Raw genomic sequence first — 20,418 nt, 5'->3', positions numbered from 1 at the left:
GCGAGGGTCGCGGCACCCGGGTGGGAGCCCGCGCCGGTCAGTGACCGATCTCTACGTCCTCCAGGACGCCGAGCGCGTCCGGTACCAGGACCGCCGCCGAGTAGTAGGCGCTGACCAGATAGTTGATGACCGCCTGCTCGTTGATGCCCATGAAACGCACCGAGAGACCGGGCTGGTACTCGTCCGGGAGGCCGATCTGGTGCAGGCCGACCACGCCCTGGTTTTCCTCGCCGACACGCATCGCGAGAATCGAGCTGGTCTGGTCCGGGTTGATCGGAATCTTGTTGCACGGCAGCAGCGGGATGCCGCGCCACGCGCGGACCGGCGTCCCGTCGACCTCCGCCCCGCTCGGATAGATACCGCGGGCGTTCCACTCCCGCCCGATCGCCGCGATCGTCCGCGGGTGCGCCAGCAGAAACTGCGTCTTGCGGCGCCGGGAGATCAGCTCGTCGAGGTCGTCCGGGGTGGGCGGGCCGCTGTGGGTGTGGAAGCGCTGCTTGAGATCGACGTTGTGCAGCAGTCCGAACTCGCGGTTGTTGATCATCTCGTGTTCCTGGCGCTCGCGCAGCGCCTCCACGGTCAGCCGCAGCTGCTGGTCCAGCTGGTTCATCGGGTCGTTGTAGAGGTCGGCGACCCGCGAGTGGATCTTCAGCACGGTCTGCGCGACGCTGAGTTCGTACTCCCGTGGCGCCCGCTCGTAGTCGACGAAGGTGCCCGGCAGGGACGTCTCGCCGACATGGCCCGCGGCCAGGTCGATGGCCGCCTCGCCGTGCTTGTTCTGCGCCGGCACCAGCGCGGAGCGGTAGTTCTCGAGATGGTCGCGCAGCCCGTCCGAGCGGCCCAGGAGCGCTTCGACCTCACTGCGCGGCAGCGCCAGGGCCGTGCCCCGGGTCACCGCCCGGAGCGAGTGCTCCCACACCCCGTCCCCATTGAGCAGTGCCGCCTCGCCCAGGGCGGCGCCGTCGGCCACCACGCCCAGCACCGTCTCGTCGCCGTACTTGCCGGTGCCGATCCGGTTCAGCTTGCCGTGCGCGATCAGCAGGACGCGGTCCGTCGGCTGCCCCTTCTCGGCGAGGACGTCACCGGGGACGAACTCCACCTGGACGAACCGGTCGGCCAGCGCCTCCAGCGTCGCGGTGTCCTCGAAGCTGTGCAGCGGCGCGATTTCCCGTAGCTCCATGGGGATCACGCGGACCTCGGCGCCGGTGTTGACGAACTCCACCTGCCCGTCGCCGAGTGTGTGGGTGAGGCGGCGGTTGACGCGGTACGTACCGCCGGAGACCTGCGTCCAGGGCAGGACGCGCAGCAGCCAGCGGGACGAGATCCCCTGCATCTGCGGCGGGGTCTTGGTCGTCGTCGCGAGCTTGCGCGCCGCCGCGGTGCCCAGACTGGAACGGTTCTGCTCGATGTCGGAGGCCTGCGGGCCGGACGTCGGGTCCACCGATGTGGTCATGAAGAAGTTCACCTGTTCTTGTCAGTGCTGGAGGTGCTGAAGTGCTGGGTGAGTCAGGGGTGTTGTGGACTCGGCCGGGGCATGCCGGAGTCCGCCCGCGCTCTGGTTGACGCCGCTCTGGTTGCCGGTGCTGCTGTGTTCGGAGGCGGGCCGGGACCGTTCGACAGGAGGGGCTGAGCCCGGTGTCACGGTGGGGTTGAAGCCTTCCCGGCCGGCTTCGGTGCGCGGCGGTGCCGGCGGTGCACCGCCGCGTCCCGATGTCGGGGCGACGGGCGCACGGGGCGCTCTGCCTTCCCGCGCGCTTGGATCAGTGGCCGATTTCCACGTCTTCGAGAACCCCCAGGGCGTCCGGCACCAGCACGGCCGCCGAATAGTAGGCACTGACCAAATATTTTGTGATGGCCCGCTCGTCGATTCCCATGTAACGCACCGAAAGGCTCGGCTCGTATTCATCGGGAATTCCCGCTTGGTGCAGCGCGACCACGCCCTGCTTCTCCTCGCCGGTGCGCATCAGCAGAATGGAGCTCGTCTGGTCCTTCGTCACCGGAATCTTGTTGCACGGGAAGATCGGTACTCCGCGCCACGACGGCAGCGAGTGCCCCATGAAGTCGACCGCCGTCGGGTACAGGCCACGGGCGCTGCACTGCCGGCCGATCGCGGCGATCGCCCTGGGGTGGGCGAGCAGGAACCCCGGGTCCTTCCAGACCGTCGCGAGCAGGTCGTCGAGGTCGTCGGGGGTGGGGGGACCGGAGCGGGTGCGGATGCGCTGCTGGAGATCGGCGTTGCGCAGCAGCCCGAACTCGCGGTTGTTGATCATTTCGTGTTCCTGGCGCTCGCGCAGCGCCTGGATGGTCAGCTTGAGCTGTTCCTCGACCTGGTTCATCGGGTCGTTGTAGAGATCGCCGACCCTGGTGTGGGTGCGCAGCACCGTCTGCGCGACGCTGAGTTCGTACTCGCGGGGGGCCAGGTCGTAGTCGACGAACGTCCCGGGCAGGGAGGTTTCTCCGTGGTGGCCCGAGGCGACGGACACCGCGGATTCCCCGCTGGCGTTCGTCGGCAGCACGGGGCCCTGACCGGCCGTGTCGAGATGCTCGCGCAACTCGGTCGACCGGTCGGCGATCTCCTGCGCGGCCTGTCGGGGCAGGGACATCACGGTCACCCGCGTCACCGCGCGGTAGCTGTACGGCCAGGTGGCGTCCGGGCTGGTGAGTGCCTCGTCACCGAGGTGGTCACCGCCGGCCAGCGCCTCCAGCACGGTGGTGTCGCCGTACTTGCCGGCGCCGATGCGGTCCACCCTGCCGTGGGCGATCAGCACCAGCCGGTCGCCGGCGGCACCGGCCTCGGCGATCAACTCGCCCGGTGCGTACTCCTGCTGGGTGAAGCGTCCGGCGAGTGCGCCGAGCACCTCGGTGTCGGTGAAGTCCCGCAGCGCGGGCAGCTCACGCAGTTCCTCGGGGATGATCGCGACATCGGTGCCGGAGATATCGAAATCGATACGCCCGTCGCCGACGGTGTGGGTGAGCCGGCGGTTGACGCGATAGGTGCCGCCGGAGACCTGAACCCAGGGCAGCAGCCGCAGCAGCCAGCGGGAAGTGACGCCCTGCATCTGCGGCACGGTTTTGGTGGTTGTCGCCAAATTCCGCGCTGCGGTGGTGCTCAGACTCGAATGAGGGGCTTCTTCAGCGCTTCCGGATAACGTCTCTTCGGCAATCGTCACAGTGCTCCGCCTATCTCGTCGAACGGTGCGGGGCAGCCGATACGAAGGCCAATTTCAAGGGTGTTCGCCGACAGCCCGCTCAACCGAAGATAGTGGTGTTCGTTTTATCAACACAATCACTCGATGGAGTGGCATGGAAATCACATTCCGTGGAAAGGTTTAGCGGAATCGGGCGGGGGGAGAGTGTGGCGGGGCGCACGCATTTACCGGATCGTCGAGAACCGCCCGCAGTGCGGTGTGCGCGGCCCCGAGGAGCGGTCCGTCGGCACCCAGCCGGGACACCGCGACCGCGGGGCGGCCGGGCCGGTCGGGAGTCGTCGCGACGGCCGTGCGCAGGGTCAACTCCCGCTCCAGCGAGGGCAGCACCCATGGCGCCAGCCGGGCCAGCGCGCCGCCGAGGACCACCGCACGGGGATCGAGCAGGTTCACCGTCCCGGCGAGCGCGATGCCCAGTGCCGTGCCCGCCTCGGCCAGCGCTCGCACGGTCGCCGCGTCCCCGGCGGTGGCGCGGCGCGCGAGCAGGGCGCTGCGCGCCCCGGGGCCGGGATGTTCGGCCGCCGCCCGCTCCGGGGTGAGCCCCCCGGCCCGCAGCACCGCCTCCTCGCCCGCGTACTGCTCCAGGCAGCCGCGGCCGCCGCAGTCGCACGGCAGGCCGTCCGGGTACACCGGCACATGGCCCAGCTCGCCCGCGAACCCTCGTGCACCGCGAAGGAGTTGGCCGTCGACCACCACCGCGGCACCGATGCCGATCTCGGCCGAGACATGGACGAAGTCCGGCGGTGGGGCAAGCCCGTCCGGGCCGCCGCCCAGTCGTAGTTCCGCCAGCGCGCCGAGGTTCGCCTCGTTCTCGACGCCGAGCGGGACGGACGGGCCGGAGTCGGCAGGAGCCTCGGGGGAGTCGGGTCGTACCGGGGCCGGCGTGAGCGCGGTGGCGAGGGCCGGGGCGAGGTCGACCTCCCGCCAGCCGAGGTTGGGGGCGTGCACGACGGTCGCAGTGCCGCGGGCGACCAGGCCGGGCACCGCCACCGTCAGACCGGCCGGATGCAGCCCCTCGGCGGCGATCTCCGCCGCCACTCCCGCGAGCAGCGCCGACAGTTGGTGCAGCACGGGGCCGGGTGCGCTGTGCCGGTTGGCGGCCTCGGTCGCCGCTCGCGCCCGCACCCTGCCGCGCAGATCGACCGCGCACACGGCCAGGTGGTCCACGCCGATCTCGGCGCCGATACCGGCCGGCCCGCGGTCGCTGACCGCGAGTTCACTGCCCGGTCTGCCCCGTCCGCTCGGCGTCGCCCGGCCGGTCTCCACCAGCAGACCGGCCCGCAGCAGCTCGTCGACGAGCGGCGCGACCCCGGCCCGGGTCACCCCGATGCGCGCCGCGGCGCCCGCCCGGGAGAGCGGCCCCTCGGCCGCCACCGCTTGCAGCACTCTCGCCAGATTGCGCCGGCGTATGCCGTGCTGGGTGTCGCCGCCGGACGCGGTCACGGTGGTCTCCTCGAACGAACGGCGCAGGCGCGGCCTGCGGGGTGGATATCGCGGCCCGTCGGGGTGCGCAGCGGGGTTCTCGGCGGCGGTGAGCCTGGCTCACCGCCGCAGAAGCGCCTCACCGTCGGCGAGGGTGGCGGCCAGCCGGTCGCAGGCGGCGTCGTCGCGCTCCCGCGCCTCGTACTCCGCGCCGCGGGCCGTCCTCCACCGGCGCGCCACCGCCGCAGGGTCCTCGCCCAGCAGCAGGCCGGCCGCCTGCGCCGCGGCGCCGAGCGCGACCAGCTCCTGCGCCTCGGGCACCACCACCGGGCGGCCGGACAGCCGCAGTACGGTCTCCCGCCACGCGCGGCCCTTCGCTCCGCCGCCGATCAGCAGCAGCGGGGTGTCCGCCGCGGCGTCCGCGTCCAGCACCCGGTCCAGAGCCCGCAACAGGGTGAACACCGCGCCGTCGTACGCCGCTTGGAGCAGCTGGCCCGCCGTGGTGTCGTGCCGGAGCCCGTGCAGCAGGCCCGAGGCGCCGGGCAGGTTCGGGGTGCGTTCGCCGTCGAGGAAGGGCAGCATCACGGCGCCGCCGCCGGCCTCGACCGCCTCCCGGTCGAGGCCGAGGAGCGCCGCCACCCGGTCCACGGCGAGCGTGCAGTTCAGGGTGCAGGCCAGCGGCAGCCAGTCGCCGCGCGCGTCGGCGAAGCCCGCGACGGTGCCGGTCGGGTCGGCGGGCCGGTGCGCGGAGACCGCGTAGACCGTGCCCGAGGTGCCCAGGCTCAGCACCGGCTGTCCGGGGCGAAGCCCCAGACCGAGGGCGGCCGCCATGTTGTCGCCGGTACCGGCGGCCACCAGCGCGCCCCGGGGGAGCGGCAGCTCGTCGCTCCGCACGGTGCCGGCGGCCTCGCCGGGGAGCGCGACCCGGGGCAGCGCTCCCGGGGCGAGCCCCACGTGCTCCAGGATCTCCGCGTCGTAGGACTCGGTGGACGACGCCCACCAGCCCGTCCCCGACGCGTCTCCGCGGTCGGTGACACCCTGGCCGGTAAGGCGTTGGGTGAGGTAGTCGTGCGGCAGCCGTACCGCGGCGGTGGCGGCGGCCGCCGCCGGCTCGTTCGCCCGGAGCCAGGCCCATTTGGCGACCGTGAAGGCGGGACCCGGCACGCTCCCGACCCGCTCCGCCCAGGCCTTCGCGCCGCCCAGCTCCTCGATCAGCCGCTCGCTCTGCGGAGCCGGCCGCACGTCGTTCCACAGCAGCGCGGGCCGCACCGGCTCGCCCGCCGCGTCCAGCGCGACCAGGCCGTGCTGCTGGCCGCCGACGGACAGGGCGGAGACCTGACGCGCGGCGTCCCCGCACTGGTCCAGCGCCTCGCCCAGCGCCCGCCACCACTGGTTGGGGTCGCTCTCCTTGCCGTCGCCGCCGCTGACGGTGTGCGGGGCCTGTCCCCGGGCGAGCACCTCCCCGGTTTCCGCGTCGACGACCAGCGTCTTGGTGGACTGGGTGGAGCTGTCCACGCCGACGACGAGCGGTCCCGCTGACTGTGCGCCCATCGCGCTCTCCCTTGTCGGGTGCTGTTCCACGCTCTCGGTCCCAGGGGGTTCCCCGGTGTGCTGTCGCATATTAGTTTGGCCGCGACAGAATTTGTAAAGAGCGTTGACGAAATGACCGAGGGAGCCGCGATGAGTCATCAGCCCGTGCCCGAGGACAAGTTCAGTTTCGGTCTGTGGACGGTCGGCTGGCAGGGCCGGGACCCCTTCGGGGACGCCACCCGCCGCGCCCTCGACCCCGTCGAGTCCGTCCAGCGGCTCGCCGAACTGGGCGCCTACGGCGTGACCTTCCACGACGACGACCTGATCCCGTTCGGCTCCGGCGACATCGACCGCGAGGCGGTGGTCAAGCGCTTCCGGCAGGCGCTGGACGCCACCGGCATGGTCGTGCCGATGGCGACGACCAACCTCTTCACCCACCCGGTCTTCAAGGACGGCGCCTTCACCGCCAACGACCGCGACGTCCGCCGCTACGCCCTGCGCAAGACGATCCGCAACATCGACCTCGCCGTCGAGCTGGGCGCTCGCACCTATGTCGCCTGGGGCGGGCGGGAGGGCTCCGAGTCGGGCGCGGCCAAGGACGTACGGGCCGCCCTGGACCGGATGAAGGAGGCGTTCGACCTCCTCGGCCAGTACGTCGTCGAGCAGGGCTACGACCTGAAGTTCGCCATCGAGCCCAAGCCCAACGAGCCGCGCGGCGACATCCTGCTTCCCACGGTCGGCCACGCCCTGGCGTTCATCGAGCGGTTGGAGCGCCCCGAGCTCTACGGGGTCAACCCCGAGGTCGGGCACGAGCAGATGGCCGGGCTCAACTTCCCGCACGGCATCGCCCAGGCGCTCTGGTCCGGCAAGCTCTTCCACATCGACCTCAACGGCCAGACCGGGATCAAGTACGACCAGGACCTGCGCTTCGGCGCGGGCGACCTCCGGTCCGCGTTCTGGCTCGTCGACCTGCTGGAGACGGCCGGTTACGACGGTCCGCGGCACTTCGACTTCAAGCCGCCGCGCACCGAGGATCTGGACGGCGTCTGGGCCTCGGCGGCCGGCTGCATGCGCAACTACCTGATGCTCAAGGAGCGCGCGGCGGCCTTCCGGGCCGACCCGGCCGTCCAGGACGCGCTGCGCGCCGCGCGCCTGGACGAGCTGAGCCGTCCGACCGCCGCGGACGGGCTGGCCGGGCTGCTCGCGGACGACTCCGCCTACGCGTCCTTCGACGTCGAGGCGGCAGCCGCCCGGGGAATGGCCTTCGAGCATCTGGACCAGCTGGCCCTCGATCACCTGCTGGGAGCCGCCTGAGCCCCTGAGCCCCTGGGGGTCGGTCAGGCGAGCAGTTCGCGCAGGAACTGGATCTCGGCCGCCCGCTGCTGTCCGCCGCCGCTCTCGTGGGCGTTGAACCGCCAGACCCGCAGGTCCTTCTCGCCCGCGTAGTGGTGGTAGGCCGCGAAGCCGGTGGAGGGCGGCACGATCGGGTCGCGCAGCGCCGTCGCGAACAGCGCGGGAGCGCTCGCGCGGGTCGCGAAGTTCAGTCCGTCGAAGTGGTCCAGGGTGTCCAGCGCGGTGTCGATGTGGGTGCGCTCGCCCGCGAAGTAGCGGGCGAGTTCGCCGTAGGGGCCCTCGTCGGTGACGTCGAGCGCGCGCCGGATGTGTGTCAGGAACGGGACATCGATCAGCGCGCCCGCCAGGTCCGGCACCAGGCCCGCCACCGCGAGCGCGGAGGCGCCGCCCTGGCTGCCGCCGGCGACCACGATCCGGCCGGGGTCGACCGCGGCGTGCCCCCGGGCCACCTCGACGGCGCGTACCGCGTCGGTGAACAGGCGCCGGTAGTAGTAGTCGTGGGGATCGAGGAGCCCCTGGGTCATTTTGCCGGGAACACCCGGGTTGGTGGAGCCGACCGGATCGGGGGTGTCACCGGGCCGGTTGGGACCGCTCTGCCCGCGGGTGTCCATGACCAGCGTCGCGTACCCCGCGGAGGGCCACAGCAGCCAGTCGTGCGGCAGCAGCCGGCCACCGCCGTATCCGATGTACTGCACGACGCACGGCAGCGGCTCGGTGGCGTCGCGCGGGAGCAGGAACCAGCCCCGGATGCGGTGGCCACCGAAGCCGGAGAACTCCACGTCGTGGCTGCGCAGCAGAGCGAGCCCCGCATCGACCTCGGTGAACCGCGGGTCCAGGTCGTGGCTTCGGGCCTCGGCGAGTGTCCGCTGCCAGAACGTGTCGAACCCGGCCGGCTCGGGAAGCGGCGGGCGGTAGCGGCGCAGCTCGTCCAGGGGTAGGTCGGTGAACACGAAAAACCTCCGGGCCGTAGTGTTACTTACCGACTGATGCCAACCGTGCCCGTATACCGAATTTTTCGGACGGAGAATGTTCCAGGTTGGTCACTGTGTCTCCCGACTCCCCGTAAAGAAGCGATTATTTCTGCCATGAGCTTTCCTCCGCCCCCGCCGCCGAATCAGCCACCTCACGACAATTCGGGTGGCTTCGGCCCGCCTGCCGGCGGCTACGGCCAGAGCGGTCAGGGTCAGGGCGGCTACGGCCAGGGCGGCTACGGCTCGCCGGCCGGCAATCCGCCCCCCGGGGGCTACGGCCAGGGCGGCGGCTACGGCCCCGGCGGTCCGGCGGGACCCGGAGGCTGGCAGCAGCCGCCCGGCCCGCCCGGCGGTGGCGGCAACGGCAAGACCATCGCGGCGATCATCGGTGCGGGCGTCGTGGTCGTGGCGGCGGTCATCGTCGCCGTGGTGGTCGCCAACAGCGGTGACGACGACAGCAAGAACCGCGCACGGCCCACGGCCGGCACGAGCACCGGTGCCACCCCGTCCGAGAGCGCCAGCAGCTCGCCGTCCGGGTACCCGTCCGCGTCCGCGACGCCGACCGGCACGGACATGGAGAGCCTGATGCCGTCGCCGAGCAACGGCAAGATCCCCTTCTTCCAGCTGAAGGTGGGCGACTGCTTCGACCGCCCTTCGGACGGCGGCGGCAACAACGACGCGGCCTCCTGCAACGGCCCGCACGACGCCGAGGTCGTCAGCACCCATCGGCTGGGCTCCGGCTTCACCACCAGCGCCGCCATCAAGGGGGAGGCGTCGTCGCTGTGCAAGCGCGAGCTGGAGAGCAAGGCGGCCCGCCAGCCCGCCGGGACCGCGGAGGGGACATACGTCCAGTTCCCCAACATCAGCGGTTACAAGCTCGGCATCAAGACCGTCAGCTGCAGCCTGGCGGGCAACAGCACCGCCACGAAGAAGCTCACCAAGCCGCTGTCCTGAGCCGGCGGTTGTCTCCCTCGTCGGTGCCCCGCCAGTCGGTGAGACGGCCCTGACCGTTGAAGGTCAGGGCCGTCCGTCACCGACCTGTCCCGGCGCGACCGCGAGCATCTCGACGCCTCGCCGTACGCGAATGCCGGGTGGGTACGGTCGTTACCGCTTTACATTGCGGTAGGGGCGGACCTGCGGGTCATGGCCGTACTTGACCAGGTATCCGCCGTTGGTCACGTAGGCCATGGCGCGGTAGGTGCCCTGGCCGGTGTACGGGACGTAGACGGTCTTGCCGCACGTCGTGTCAAGGCAGATCCCGGTGGTACCGCCGTACCGCTTGCCGTTGGGGCCCTTCGCGGTGACGGAGAGGTTTCCGTCGGCGCCGCCGACCGCGACGCCCCTGCTGCAGCCCAGCCAGCCCCCGCGGACCCTGACCTTCCACTTGCCCTTGATCTTGACGGGCTTCGCGGCGACATCAGCCTTCAGCATGCACACGGAGCCATCGGCCGTTGCGCTCCACCGCCACTTGAGCGTTTTGCTCGCGGTGCCGGCCTGCGCTGATGTGCTGGTCAGCAGCACCGCAAGCACCGCACCGAAGATCGCTACGGCGGTCAGCCCGTAGGTGTGTTTCGACAAAGTTGTTTTCACCCCGCACGAAAGAACATGAGTACGAACAGGGAGAGTCGATCACGTAGTCGTCCGTCGCGTGCCGGCATTCACCACATCGTCAGATGCTCCACGCGTCCCAGTCACGGCCGACAGTCTCCACCTGCCCCGCCCCTCGCGGTCAGGGCCGCCAACGCAGGGCCGGCGGCGGGCAGCCGACGGTTGGACGGACGGCCGGGGCGCATTACCCGATGTGTCCTTGCTCAATCCGTACAACTCCCGCCGCCTACCCATGTATTGGGACCATGGGATGCGGTTCGGGCTCAGCGGTCGACGCGTTTGCCGGATGCCCCGGGGTCCGCGACCTCGCCCACCTCAGCGGCCGCCGGGTCGAGGACCCGCGCCAGGAACGTTCTGGTCCGCTCGTGCTGGGGATCGCCCACCACCTGCTCGGGGGTGCCCTCCTCGACGATCACTCCGCCGTCCATGAAGACCACCCGGTCGGCGACCTCTCGCGCGAAGCTCATCTCGTGCGTGACGACGAGCATGGTCATGCCCTCGTCCGCCAGCGACCGCATCACCGCCAGCACATCGCCGACCAGCTCCGGGTCCAGCGCCGAGGTCGGCTCGTCGAAGAGCATCAGCTGCGGGTCCATGGACAGCGCACGGGCGATGGCCACCCGCTGCTGCTGACCGCCCGACAGTTGTGCCGGGTAGGACCCTTCCTTGTCGCTCAGTCCCACCCGCGCGAGGTTGGCGCGGGCGACCCGTACCGCCTCCCCCCGGTCGCGCCGCAGCACCCGCCGCTGCGCGATCGTCAGATTCTCCAGCGCGGTCAGGTGCGGGAAGAGGTTGAAGGACTGGAAGACCATGCCGATCCGGCGCCGGACCCGATCGATGTCGACGTCCGGGTCGGTGACGTCGGTGCCGGCCACGGTGACCCGGCCCGCACTCGGCTCCTCCAGCAGATTCACGCACCGCAGCAGCGTCGACTTGCCCGAGCCCGACGGCCCGATGACACACACCACCTCGCCGCGCGCCACCGAGAAGTCGATCCCGCGCAGCACCTCCAGCTCGCCGAAGGACTTGTGCAGTCCTTGCACATCGATGGCCTTCGCGTCGCCGGACTCCTGCGAAACCTTGTCCTGCTTCATGCCGGTCACCTGGCCTTCGCCGTACGGGCCTCGAGCCGCCGGACCAACTGGCCGAGCGGGAGGGTGATCACGAGATAGAGCAGTCCGGCGATCAGGATCGGGGTCAGGCTCTTGTGCTCGGTGAGCGCGTCCCGGCCGAAGTTGGCCAGCTCGAACTGGCCGAGCGAGAGCCCCAGCAGATAGACGAGCGAGGAATCCTTGGTGAGCAGGATCAGCTCGTTGGTCAGCGGCGGCAGGACGATGCGGAACGCCTGCGGAATGACGATCGATATCATCGCCCGGCCGTGCGACATTCCCAGTGAACGGGCCGCCTCCGTCTGGCCCTTGGGCACGGCCTGAATGCCCGCCCGGATGGTCTCCGCCATGTACGCGGCGCCCACCAGACCGAGGGACAGCATGACCGTGACGTTCATGTCGAGCGCCACTTCGAAGGCGAGCGGCACACCGAAGCCGAGTGCGATGAACACCAGCAGACAGGGAATTCCGCGGAAGAACTCGATATAGGTGACGGCGATCCAGCGGTACGGCGGTACGGAGGAGAGCCGCATCAGGGCCAGTACCAGTCCGAGTGCCAGACCGAAGCCGAAGCCGAGCAGGGTGTAAATGACGGTGTTGACCAGGGCGATGGTGATGATCTCAGGGAAGAGCGCCTTGATGACTTCGACGTCGAAGAACGCTTCCCGCAGCTGCTGCCAGTCGGCGAGCAGGGCGAAGACCACTACGACGATGGCCAGGACGCCGTACTGCGCGCCGCGGGTTATCCGCGCGCGCTGTCGTTTGGACAGGGGCATGAGAGCCGACCTTCTCCGATTCGTTGTGCGGCGGTGTCAGCTCTGCGGGGTGGTGCCGAACCACTTCTTGTAGATCCGGTCGTAACTCCCGTCGGACTTGGCCTGCTTGATGACCTCGTTGACCTTCTTGCGGAGCGCGTCGTTTCCGGTGCGCACGCCGATGCCGTAGTGCTCACCGGTGTTGAACTCCGCGGTCACCTCGGTGTCCTGGTTCTTCTTCACATAGTCGAAGAGCACGCCGTTGTCGTTGACACCGGCATCGATCTGACCGGACTTCACGGCCGTCAGCAGCAATCCCAGGTCCTCGAACTCCACCAGCTCGGCGCCCTTGCCGTGCTCCTTGGCGTAGATCTCGCCGGTGGTGGCCTTCTGGTAGCCGAGCTTCTTTCCCTTGAGATCCTCAGCCTTCTTGAAGGGCTTGCCCTTCTTCGTCAGCAGTGCCTGAGTGGCATTGAAATAAGGGTCGGAGAAATCCATGACCTTGTCCCGCGCGGGCGTGATCGTCATGCCCGCGGCGGCCAGATCGCATTTGCGGATGTTGAAGTCCTGGCCGGTCTCGATGCCCTCGAACGGCGTGTTGACGATCTCCTGCTTGACCTTGAGCTCCTTGGCCACCAGGTCCACCAGGTCGACATCGAAGCCGACGACCTTGCCCTCCTTTTTCACCTGGAACGGTGCGTACGGAAGGTGGGTGCAGGTCTTGAGGGTCCCGGAGGAGACCAGCTCCAGGCCGGAACCCTGCTTCCCGTCGGACTTGGTGCTGGTGCATCCCGCCAGTACGACGACGGCCGCGGCGACGGCTATGACAGGCAACGAGGAGCGAGCGGACACGGGTCCTCCAGGGCAGATTCAAGATCCAAAAGCCGTGCGGTGCTGAGAGTTGCGCTGCATCCTGCCACTGGCCAGGGCCTCTGTCGCCGCTGTGCGGGTTGCGTCTGTGTAACGCCTCCGGCCCGCGTCCGCGGACCGCGCCGTTCCGAAAGACCGCGTCCTCAGCGGCCCAGGCCCGCGGCCAGCTCGGCGATCGCGGCCGGTCCGACCCGGCAGCAGCCGCCGATGAGCCGGGCTCCCTCGGCGGCCCACCCGGCGACCCGTTCCGCGCTGAAGGCCGGGCTGCCGCACCAGGCGCGCGCCTGCGCGTCCCAGCTCTCGCCGCTGTTCGGATAGACCACCACCGGCTTTCCGGTGATCCGGGCCGCCGTCGCGACCGCACGGTCCGCGTCCTGCGGCGCACAGCAGTTCACGCCGACCGCGATCACCTCGTCGGCCTCGGCGGCCAGGGCGAATGCCTCCTCCAGCGGCTGCCCGGCCCGGGTGCGGTCACCCGTGACGCTGTACGACAGATAGGCCGGCACGCCGAGGCCGCGCACCGCCCGCAGCAGCGCGCGGGCCTCCTCGGCGTCCGGCACCGTCTCCAGGGCCAGCACATCGGGCCGCGCCTCGGCCAGCACCTCCAGACGGGGACGGTGGAACCGCTCCAGCTCGTCCACCGACAGTCCGTAGCGACCGCGGTATTCGGAGCCGTCCGCCAGCATCGCGCCGTACGGGCCCGCCGACGCGGCGACGTACAGGGGGCCGCTCACGCCGCCGTCCTGGGCCTGCCGGGCGGCCTCGCGCGCCAGTTCCACACTGCGGCCGAGCAGGGCGGTGGCCTCCTGCGCGCCGATGCCACGCTGCGCGAACCCCTCGTACGTCGCCTGGTAGCTGGAGGTGATCGCGACCTGCGCACCCGCCTCGTAGTAGGCACGGTGCGCCGCCACGATGGCTGCCGGCTCCTCGGCGAGCAGCCGGGCCGACCACAGGGCGTCGCTCAGGTCGTGCCCGGCGGACTCCAGCTGGTTGGACAGCCCGCCGTCCAGGACGACCGGTCCCGACGCGAGGGCTTCGGTGAGCGGCCGGGGGGTGCTGGACATGGTGCGGTACCTCTCGTCGCGGTGGGCCGGCCGGGGCGGTCGGCTCCTTCGGATCGTATCGCCGATCGCCGCTGGAGCGTCGGTCGGCAGCTGCCCTGACCTGCGGGAACCCTCCGCGCTGCCGCCTCGGCGCCCACGCGGGCAGTCAGCGCAGCGAGGAGAGGACGAAGGAGAAGCGGGCCGGCGCCGCCTCCAGCCGGTGCTGCGGCAGCACACCCGGCCCGCACGACTGGCTGCCGATGCCGTGCTGCGCGTGATCGAGATGCAGCCACAGCCGTTCGCCGGGTCTGAGGTCCGTGGTGTGCCGGGCCGCGTCCAACTCCTCGACAGACCAGCGACGGGCGGTGAAGAAGAAGTCCGGGTCGCCCTCGATCCGCAGCCCCGAACCGTCGGTGCGGGTCAGCTGCGCCCAGCGGACCCCGGGCCGCGCGCCGTTCTCCTGCGGCCGGACGTACGGCGTCTGGAGGGCGTCCACCGGCAGTGTCCAGCGGCCCACCCGCGCCGCGGCCCGGGTGTCCGGGTAGCCCTCACCCGGTCCGCCACCGAACCACTGCGCGAGCCCGAGGCTGCCGCACACCGCCATCCGCAGGCCCAGTCGGGGCAGCGGAGCGGGCCAGTCGCCCTCCGGGTCGACGGCGGTCTCCAGCCGCAGCCGGCCTTGGTCCGCCGTCCAGCGGTAGACCGTGCGCAGCGCCAGGTCCGTACCGGCCGGTGCGATCCGGCATCGCACCTCCAGGGTGTGCGGGCCGACATCGACCGCGTCGACGCGGTGACGCATCCGGTGCAGTCCGATCCGCCGCCACTCGGTGGCGGGCCGGGGCCCCGGCTGCCAGGGCGCGGCCTCGTCGTTGTCGGTGGGCGCCCGCCACACCTCCAGCCGGGGGCCGCCGATCCGCACACCGTCCAGATAGCAGAGCGCGCCGGTGGTGGCGTCGAAGGTGCCGGGACCGAGGACGATCACATTGCCCTCACCGCGGCGTGGCACCGCGGTGGCCGCCGGGGCGGGCGCGGTGCGGCGCGCAGTGGCGGGCAGCTGGCCCCACGCGACCTCGTGTCCCGCCCGCGCCCATGCGGTGTCCTCGGCCAGGACCGCCCGCACCGTCCAATGGGCTTCCGTGCCGTCGTCGTCCGGCCCGCCGGGCGGTGCGGGGAGCTTCACATCGGCCGATTCGCCGGGCGCCAATACCGGCACGGCGAGCCTGCCGTCCGCGCGCGCCGCGCCCTCCACCTCGTAGGCCCAGGGGAACGCGAGGTGCCCGAGGTCGGTTACGTCGTGGAGGTTGGTGATCCGGACGGTGCCCGGGGGACCGGCTCCGTCGATGCGCACCGGCTCGATGACCTTCTTGAATTCGACCAGGCCCGGCGACGGCGTCCGGTCGGGGAAGACCAGCCCGTCGCAGACGAAGTTGCCGTCGTGCAGCTCCTCGCCGAAGTCGCCGCCGTAGGCGTGGAACACCTCGCCGTCGGGCGTCTGCTGCCGCAGCCCGTGGTCGATCCACTCCCACACGAAGCCGCCCTGGCAGCGCTCGTACGTCTCGAAGAGGCGCTGGTACTCGCTCAGCCCGCCCGGACCGTTGCCCATGGCGTGCGCGTACTCGCAGAGGATGAAGGGGAGGCCACGCCGCCGGGCGTCCAACTCCTTGTCGGCAAGCGGCTCTTCCGCACGCCGGCCGATGCGTTCGACCTCGGCGTGGTCGGCGTACATCCGGGAGTAGACATCGGTGTCGGCGCAACTGGGGTCGCCCTCGTAGTGCAGCGGGCGGGACGGGTCCCGCTCCCGCATCCAGGCGGCCATGGCGGACAGCCCGCGCCCGGTGCCGCACTCGTTGCCCAGGGACCACAGGATGACGGCGGGATGGTTCTTGTCCCGCTCGACCATCCGCCGGGCGCGGTCGAGCAGCGCCGGCTCCCAGCGCTCGTCGTCGACCGGGTTGTCCCGCCAGCCCTGTTGCGTGAAGCCGTGCGTCTCCAGATCGCATTCGTCGATGACCCACAGGCCCAGCTCGTCGCAGAGGTCGAGGAACGCGGGGTGCGGCGGGTAGTGGCTGGTGCGCACCGCGTTGATGTTGTGCTGCTTCATCAGCAGCAGATCGCGGCGCATCGCCTCCGGGCCGAGGGTGCGGCCGTAGCGGGGGTGGAACTCATGGCGGTTGACGCCGCGGAGCAGGATGCGGCGGCCGTTGACCTTGAGGAGGCCGCCCTCGATCCGGACCGTGCGGAACCCGATGCGCAGCGGAATCCGCTCGCCCGCGGTGACCAGTTCCGCGTCGTAGAGGTGGGGCCGCTCCGCGCTCCACGGGCGGACCGGGACCGTGGCGCTGCGGCCGGTCGGCAGGTCGAGGTCCAGGGCCGGGACGGTGATCCGGCCGGCCGGCTCGCAGTCCACGCGGAGCGTGCCGTGGCCGGTGACGTCGTCGAACCCGGCGTGCACGAAGTGGTCCACGACGGAGCCTGCCGGGCGGCGGTGGAGCGAGACGTCGCGGAAGATGCCCGGCAGCCACCACTGGTCCTGGTCCTCCAGATAGCTGCCCGCCGACCACTGGTGGACACGCACGGCGAGGACGTTGCGCCGTGGCCGCAGCAGATGCCCCACCGCGAACTCGTGCGGCAGTCTGCTGCCCTGGAAGTTCCCCAGCTCCTGCCCGTTGAGCCAGACCCTCGCGCAGGACTCCACCCCGCCGAAGTGCAGCACCGCGGGCCCTTCGCCCCACCCGGCGGGCAGGTCGAAGACATGGCGGTGGTCGCCCGTCGGGTTCTCGTCCGGCACCCGCGGGGGATCGACCGGAAAGGGGTAGGCGGTGTTGGTGTACGCGGGCGAGCCGCCGTGCGGCAGCTCCTCCGATGGCCCGTAGGAGCCCTCGGTGGCGAAGGGGCCCTTGAGCACCCAGTGGCCCGGCACCCGCAGGTCATGCCAGCAGGAATCGTCGAAGTCGGGGCGGGCGAAGGAATCGTCGTGGGCCGTGGCGGTGGGCGAGAGCCGGAAGCGCCAGGTGCCGTGCAGCGAGAGCTGCGCGGCATCGGACCCGGCGTACCACGCGCGCGGCGGCAGACACCCGCTCCCCGGCGAACGGTCCTCGTAGTACGCCGGGAGGCCCGGTGCGGGCTCATCGGCGGCATCCTGCGGGGCCTGCCCGTCCGACATGTGGTGCGGCCTGTGCGGTGACGTGCCGGTCACTGGTCCTCCTCGCTGCGGGGCAACGGCCATGCGGTGGGGGATCAGCTCAGCGAATCACGACCGGACGCGCACCGCAGCCGGATGCGGAGGATTGGTCCGGCGGCGCGGCGACGCCGTAACCACTTCCCGGCGGCGGCCGGGAAGGCGCCCCGGCCGCCGCACGCGACACGTCAGCGGGCGAGTTCCGCGGCGAACGGGACCGCGGCGGGCGGCTCGCCGACGCCCGCGGCCGTCGGATGCCGCCACAGACCCGAGTCCCGCAGCAGCGGCAGCACGCCCTCACCGAACCAGTACGCCTCCTCGACGTGCGGGTGCCCGGACAGAATGAACTCGTCGATGCCCAGCCGGTGGTACTCGGCGATCCGCTCCGCCACCTCGGTGTGGCTGCCCACCAGTGCGGTACCCGCGCCGCCCCGCACGAGCCCGATACCGGCCCACAGGTTGGGCGCGATCTCCAGCCCGTCGGTGCTGCCGCCGTGCAGCGCCAGCATCCGGCGCTGGCCCTCCGACTCGCTGCGCGCCAGCCCCGCCTGCACGGCGCTGATCGCCTCCGGGGTGAAGCCGTCCAGCAGCCGCCGCGCCTCGGCCCAGGCCGCGTCCGCGGTGTCGCGGGTGATCACATGGAGGCGGATGCCGAACCGCACTGTGCGGCCGGCGCGCTCCGCCAGCTCCCGGATCCAGGCGATCTTCCGCTCGACCTGGGCCGGCGGTTCGCCCCAGGTCAGATAGACATCGGCGGACCGGGCCGCGACCTCGCCGGCGGCGGGGGAGGACCCGCCGAAATACACCTGCGGGACCGGATCGGGCACCCGCGCGAGCCGGGCACCCTCCACCCGCAGCTGCTCGCCGGCGAAATCCACCGTTCCTCCTTGCCACAACTCCCGGACGATGCGCAGGAATTCGCCGGTCCGCGCATACCGGGCGTCCTTGTCCAGGAAGTCCCCGTACGCGCGCTGCTCGTGGCTCTCCCCGCCGGTGACGACGTTCAGCAGCAGCCGCCCGCCGGAGTGCCGCTGGAAGGTGGCCGCCATCTGGGCGGCCAGGGTGGGCGCCACGATGCCGGGCCGGAAGGCGACCAGGAACTTCAGCCGCTCGGTCTCCCGGGCCAGCATGGCGGTGGTCAGCCAGGCGTCCTCGCACCAGGCGCCGGTGGGCGTGAGGGCTCCTTCGAAGCCGAGGTCCTCGGCGGCGCGGGCGATCTGGGTGAGGTAGCCGAGGGTGGCCGGCCGCTCCCCGCCGGCCGCCCCGGCGGGCAGGCCGTGACCGCCGCCGACGACGTGGCGGCTGTCGCCGTAGGTGGGCAGGAACCAGTGGAAGGTGAGGGACATGGGGTACTCCGGGGATGACAGGGGTGACGTAGGGGCTGACCGGCGCGGGGGAGCGTGGGGCTCACAACAGGCCGTGACGCGGCGGCCGGACGCCGTTGAGGACATGGCGGCCGATGTGCTGCACCTTCCAGCGGACCGGATCGTGCAGGGTGTGGGTGCGCGCGTCGCGCCAGTGCCGGTGCAGATTGAGGCCGTCCAGAGCGGCCCTGGTGCCGGCCACCTCGAACAGCGCGCTGCCGGTCTCCACCGCCGCCTCCGCGGCCACCACCTTCGCCGCGGCCACCGCGATCGACGCCTCGGCGGCGGAATCGTCGGTCAGGGCGGCCTGCGCCGAGTCCACCGTCCGCGCCGCCGAGGCCAGCAGTGCCTCCGCGGCCCGCACCCGGACCGCCAGTTCGCCGAACCGCTGGATGAGCAGGGGGTCCTCCGCCGCGGTCTCGAAACCGCTCTCGAACCAGGGCCGGCTCTTGGACCGGACGAACGCCACGGCCTCCGCCAGTGCGCCGGAGGCGATCCCGGTGTCGATCGCGGCATGCAGCAACTGGGCCACCGCACCGTGCAGTTGAGGTCCTCGGAAGGTGAGGTGGTGGGGCAGGACGCGGTCCGCAGGCACCGCGACCTCCGTCAGGCGCACCGTGCCGCTGGCCGTCGTGCGCTGACCCATGCCGTCCCAGTCGTCGACGATCCGGACCCCCGGAGCGTCCCGCGGTACGTACGCCACATGCAGTGCGTCGTCACGGCCCCGTGCCAGCACCGGAATCCAGTCCGCGAACAGTGCCCCCGTCGCATAGTGCTTGACCCCGGTCAGCAGATACGAGCCGTCGGCCGCGGGCAGCAGCCGGGTGCGGATGTCCTGGACGTGCCGGGTGCCTGCCTCCGACTGCGCGTTGCCGAACCGCCGCCCCGCCAGAACCTCACCGAGGAAGAACTTCCGCTGCGCCGCGTCTCCCTGACGGAGCAACACATTGACGTACACGAAATGGCTCTGCGGGATCTGCGACAGGCTGGCGTCCGCCGACGCCAGCAGCCGGAAGACCTCGGCCAGCGTCGTCGTCCGCACCTGCGCACCGCCGTGGCCGCGCGGCACGGTGATGCCCAGGAGCCCGCTCGTCGAGAGCCGCTCCACTTCGGCGTGCGGCAGCTGCCGTCCGGCATCGCGCCCGGCCGCACCGGCGCGGAACTCCTCGGCCAGTTCCGCGGCGACCGCCAGGGCCTCGGCGTCGTCGGTGATCACATGGGCGGGGACGGGCCGCGCGGGAGCGGTCACGGTGCTGCCTCCTGAGGGCGTGGGCGGACGAGAAGAGGGAGGGGGCAGGTCGGCGGTCAGCCGGCGACGGACAGCAGCGGGCTCCCTCCGAGCGCGCCGGAGAACTGGTGCAGGACCTGGTGGAGCCCTTCCTGCGCGGCGGGGTCGACGGTCAGCGAGCCGTCCTCGCGTACCGCCAGATGACGGTCGAGGACGAACCAGCCCTGGACGATGTGCCCGGCGCCCATCGACGACAGCACCGGCCGCAGTGCGTAGTCGATCGCCAGGACGTGTGCGGTGCTGCCGCCCGTCGCCAGCGGCAGGACGGTCTTGTCCCGCAGCGCGTACTGCGGCAGCAGGTCCAGCAGTGACTTGAGCAGTCCGGAGTAGGCGGCCTTGTAGACCGGGGTGCCGATGATGATGCCGTCCGCCTGCGCGAACAGCTCGGTGGCCTCGACGATCGCCGGGTGGCCGAAGTCGGCGCCCAGCAGGTCCTGGGCGGGCAGCGTACGGACGTCCAGCGGGACGACGTGGTGTCCCTCGGCGGTGAGCCGGGCGTCCAGATGACGCAGCAGGCGGGCGGTCCGCGAGGTCGCGGAGGGACTGCCGGAGACGGACAGGACGGTGGCCATGCACGATCACCTCGAAGTGTGGTGGCGAGGAGGACGAAGGAGGGGGGCCGGGGTGGGGGGCGCGGGGGGGGGCCGCGCCCCCCCCGCCGGCAACCCGGAGGTCCTCCCCCGGTGGTTCCCGGCCACCACCGGCGGCCCCGACCGCCCCC

General features: G+C 71.5%; 16 protein-coding genes. 2 read left to right on the top strand and 14 right to left on the bottom strand.

The window, feature by feature from the left end:
• Positions 1-37 precede the first annotated feature (37 nt).
• The 4 genes from ACH4FH_RS07525 to xylB form a co-directional block, all read right to left on the bottom strand.
• Positions 38-1,453, bottom strand: a complete 1,416-nt coding sequence (locus tag ACH4FH_RS07525; RefSeq protein ID WP_398554814.1) for a family 2B encapsulin nanocompartment shell protein — start codon at positions 1,451-1,453, stop codon at positions 38-40.
• A 307-nt stretch (positions 1,454-1,760) separates the two neighbouring features.
• Positions 1,761-3,170 (bottom strand): family 2B encapsulin nanocompartment shell protein, encoded by a 1,410-nt coding sequence (locus ACH4FH_RS07520; RefSeq protein WP_398554813.1) that lies wholly within the window; start codon positions 3,168-3,170, stop codon positions 1,761-1,763.
• Between the two features lie 159 nt (positions 3,171-3,329).
• Positions 3,330-4,649, bottom strand: coding sequence for an ROK family protein (locus tag ACH4FH_RS07515; protein ID WP_398554812.1), 1,320 nt, complete (start codon positions 4,647-4,649; stop codon positions 3,330-3,332).
• A gap of 99 nt (positions 4,650-4,748) precedes the next feature.
• Complete coding sequence (gene xylB, locus ACH4FH_RS07510) at positions 4,749-6,179, bottom strand: xylulokinase (protein ID WP_398554811.1); 1,431 nt, start codon at positions 6,177-6,179, stop codon at positions 4,749-4,751.
• Positions 6,180-6,308: 129 nt separating this feature from the next.
• On the opposite strand from xylB, the gene xylA reads away from it, so the two are divergent.
• Complete coding sequence (gene xylA / locus ACH4FH_RS07505; RefSeq protein ID WP_398554810.1) at positions 6,309-7,472, top strand: xylose isomerase; 1,164 nt, start codon at positions 6,309-6,311, stop codon at positions 7,470-7,472.
• Between the two features lie 23 nt (positions 7,473-7,495).
• Here xylA and ACH4FH_RS07500 read toward each other — a convergent pair whose 3' ends face one another.
• Positions 7,496-8,461 carry an acetylxylan esterase gene (locus tag ACH4FH_RS07500; protein ID WP_398554809.1) on the bottom strand — a complete coding sequence of 322 codons (966 nt, stop codon included), beginning with the start codon at positions 8,459-8,461 and terminating at the stop codon, positions 7,496-7,498.
• Between the two features lie 135 nt (positions 8,462-8,596).
• Between ACH4FH_RS07500 and ACH4FH_RS07495 the strand changes: the two genes are divergently transcribed.
• Complete coding sequence (locus ACH4FH_RS07495; RefSeq protein WP_398554808.1) at positions 8,597-9,436, top strand: hypothetical protein; 840 nt, start codon at positions 8,597-8,599, stop codon at positions 9,434-9,436.
• Between the two features lie 150 nt (positions 9,437-9,586).
• Here the strand turns inward: ACH4FH_RS07495 and ACH4FH_RS07490 are convergent, their stop codons facing one another.
• The 9 genes from ACH4FH_RS07490 to ssuE form a co-directional block, all read right to left on the bottom strand.
• Positions 9,587-10,060 (bottom strand): hypothetical protein, encoded by a 474-nt coding sequence (locus ACH4FH_RS07490; RefSeq protein ID WP_398554807.1) that lies wholly within the window; start codon positions 10,058-10,060, stop codon positions 9,587-9,589.
• Between the two features lie 293 nt (positions 10,061-10,353).
• Positions 10,354-11,184 (bottom strand): amino acid ABC transporter ATP-binding protein, encoded by an 831-nt coding sequence (locus ACH4FH_RS07485; protein WP_398554806.1) that lies wholly within the window; start codon positions 11,182-11,184, stop codon positions 10,354-10,356.
• 5 nt (positions 11,185-11,189) lie between these two features.
• Positions 11,190-11,975 (bottom strand): amino acid ABC transporter permease, encoded by a 786-nt coding sequence (locus ACH4FH_RS07480; RefSeq protein WP_398554805.1) that lies wholly within the window; start codon positions 11,973-11,975, stop codon positions 11,190-11,192.
• 36 nt (positions 11,976-12,011) lie between these two features.
• Positions 12,012-12,806 carry an ABC transporter substrate-binding protein gene (locus ACH4FH_RS07475; protein WP_398554804.1) on the bottom strand — a complete coding sequence of 265 codons (795 nt, stop codon included), beginning with the start codon at positions 12,804-12,806 and terminating at the stop codon, positions 12,012-12,014.
• A gap of 161 nt (positions 12,807-12,967) precedes the next feature.
• Positions 12,968-13,888: a homocysteine S-methyltransferase gene (mmuM, locus tag ACH4FH_RS07470; RefSeq protein ID WP_398554803.1), complete on the bottom strand. Its 921-nt coding sequence runs from the start codon at positions 13,886-13,888 to the stop codon at positions 12,968-12,970.
• 145 nt (positions 13,889-14,033) lie between these two features.
• The gene (locus tag ACH4FH_RS07465) at positions 14,034-17,030 is read right to left on the bottom strand and encodes a glycoside hydrolase family 2 TIM barrel-domain containing protein (RefSeq protein ID WP_398555205.1); all 2,997 of its coding nucleotides are present in this window, start codon (positions 17,028-17,030) and stop codon (positions 14,034-14,036) included.
• Between the two features lie 203 nt (positions 17,031-17,233).
• Entirely contained in the window at positions 17,234-18,391 is a 1,158-nt protein-coding gene (locus ACH4FH_RS07460; protein ID WP_398554802.1) for an LLM class flavin-dependent oxidoreductase, read from the bottom strand.
• Positions 18,392-18,452: 61 nt separating this feature from the next.
• Positions 18,453-19,658, bottom strand: a complete 1,206-nt coding sequence (locus ACH4FH_RS07455; protein WP_398554801.1) for an SfnB family sulfur acquisition oxidoreductase — start codon at positions 19,656-19,658, stop codon at positions 18,453-18,455.
• 56 nt (positions 19,659-19,714) lie between these two features.
• Positions 19,715-20,269, bottom strand: a complete 555-nt coding sequence (gene ssuE, locus ACH4FH_RS07450; protein WP_398554800.1) for an NADPH-dependent FMN reductase — start codon at positions 20,267-20,269, stop codon at positions 19,715-19,717.
• Positions 20,270-20,418 lie beyond the last annotated feature (149 nt).

It is taken from the genome of Streptomyces sp. NPDC017993 (assembly GCF_044328065.1).
GTDB lineage: Bacteria > Actinomycetota > Actinomycetes > Streptomycetales > Streptomycetaceae > Streptomyces.
The sequence above is the reverse complement of the archived record's forward strand: the minus strand, read 5'-3'. Positions and strand labels throughout refer to the sequence as shown.

What these genes read in the sequence shown, in the direction of transcription:
- ACH4FH_RS07485 (WP_398554806.1), bottom strand. Translation starts at nt 11,184, where the DNA reads ATGAAGCAGGACAAGGTTTCGCAGGAGTCCGGCGACGCGAAGGCCATC.
- ACH4FH_RS07465 (WP_398555205.1), bottom strand. Translation starts at nt 17,030, where the DNA reads ATGTCGGACGGGCAGGCCCCGCAGGATGCCGCCGATGAGCCCGCACCG.
- ACH4FH_RS07460 (WP_398554802.1), bottom strand. Translation starts at nt 18,391, where the DNA reads ATGTCCCTCACCTTCCACTGGTTCCTGCCCACCTACGGCGACAGCCGC.
- ACH4FH_RS07495 (WP_398554808.1), top strand. Translation starts at nt 8,597, where the DNA reads ATGAGCTTTCCTCCGCCCCCGCCGCCGAATCAGCCACCTCACGACAAT.
- mmuM (WP_398554803.1), bottom strand. Translation starts at nt 13,888, where the DNA reads ATGTCCAGCACCCCCCGGCCGCTCACCGAAGCCCTCGCGTCGGGACCG.
- ACH4FH_RS07480 (WP_398554805.1), bottom strand. Translation starts at nt 11,975, where the DNA reads ATGCCCCTGTCCAAACGACAGCGCGCGCGGATAACCCGCGGCGCGCAG.
- ACH4FH_RS07525 (WP_398554814.1), bottom strand. Translation starts at nt 1,453, where the DNA reads ATGACCACATCGGTGGACCCGACGTCCGGCCCGCAGGCCTCCGACATC.
- xylA (WP_398554810.1), top strand. Translation starts at nt 6,309, where the DNA reads ATGAGTCATCAGCCCGTGCCCGAGGACAAGTTCAGTTTCGGTCTGTGG.
- ssuE (WP_398554800.1), bottom strand. Translation starts at nt 20,269, where the DNA reads ATGGCCACCGTCCTGTCCGTCTCCGGCAGTCCCTCCGCGACCTCGCGG.
- xylB (WP_398554811.1), bottom strand. Translation starts at nt 6,179, where the DNA reads ATGGGCGCACAGTCAGCGGGACCGCTCGTCGTCGGCGTGGACAGCTCC.